This window comes from Vibrio sp. Vb0667 (assembly GCF_033391095.1).
The window spans coordinates 1-1,174 of sequence record NZ_JAWPOL010000284.1 but is presented as its reverse complement, the minus strand read 5'-3'; the positions used below and the strand labels follow the sequence as shown (position 1 = coordinate 1,174).

At 37.6% G+C, this 1,174-nt stretch carries 2 protein-coding genes; both read right to left on the bottom strand.

Annotated elements, in window-relative coordinates; all coding sequences use genetic code 11:
- Positions 1-278 (bottom strand): type VI secretion system lipoprotein TssJ (gene tssJ / locus R8269_RS25305; protein ID WP_318222919.1); only part of this gene is annotated, 278 nt, incomplete at its 3' end.
- 9 nt (positions 279-287) lie between these two features.
- A partial coding sequence (gene tagH, locus R8269_RS25300) for a type VI secretion system-associated FHA domain protein TagH (protein WP_318222918.1) occupies positions 288-1,174 on the bottom strand: 887 nt, incomplete at its 5' end.

The window sequence follows — 1,174 nt, the reverse complement described above, 5'->3', positions numbered from 1 at the left end:
GTCAAAGATATTTCATATTTATTCACCAAGTCTGGACCGAGTACTTTTTCATGCTCCTCATAAATAGAGAAAAAATCTTGGCTCTCAAACAGTGTATTTGATGTAAGTTCAAATACATATACAACAACTGGTGATGGTCTTCCATTCGAGTCAGGGTTGATATTATGATTTGCCGTTATTTCTAAATCCGCATATGGGTCGACCACTAAATTAGCGGCGGAGCATCCCATTAATACTAAAAATATAAACAGCAAAAATGATTTATAAATTTGTTTCACAATCCCACCTTAACCTTTATTCTTGAGCGCTAATTCGTAGTGCTTAGCAAAATCTTCTAAATAAAAAGGAGACTCTTTATTGACAAGTTCATCTGTTAATTGGCTATGAATACCTTCAAAGCGCTTCCAACTCTGAGCATATTTTCTTGCTGGAATAACCTTGTTAATTACATTGTCTTTAGCCAATGCATCTGAATAAATAGTATTAGGTTCAACGAGAGACATGACACTCGATACCGTACCCGCTACTCCTTGCATTAAAGCCTGCTCATGATTTTCAATATCGTTAAATGCTTCTTTTATTGCGGCATTAGGCTTTAAAAAACTTGACGTTTGACGGTTATACAAATTGTGTATTGCATCTTCCAAATTTGCTGAAAACTTAAGTGGATTATTTTCAGACTTTCTAAATGCAGTATGGTTGACGCGATTGGTTTGTTTAAATACAGCCCGATTGTGAAGAGTCTCCATTAGCCCAATAAGCATGAGAGAAAACGACTGACCTAATTGTTCAAACCACTGCTCTCGATTTTGGCTTGGTACCATATTGGGGTCGATCCCCATGCCATAAATGAAGGCTTCCAGTTCACCTCGATGCACTGTAGTTTTTTGACTTTTAGCGTTGGTATCAGGCTGCATTGATGCAACTTTAGGTTGTGGCACTTCAGTTTCGTGACTCGGAATTTCTAGAAAATCATCTACTAGACCAATGTCTAACTGAAAATCTGATGGGACACTTTCATCCATCAACTCGGCAGCACTTAAACCAAAATCTTCCACCTCTGGAATCGATTCTACGTGCTGTTCGAATCCAACTGGCGTCTTAACCTCTGGTTTAGATGTAAATTGATGCTCTGTCCTATCTTCAGGGATATCACTAATACTAATTAGTATTT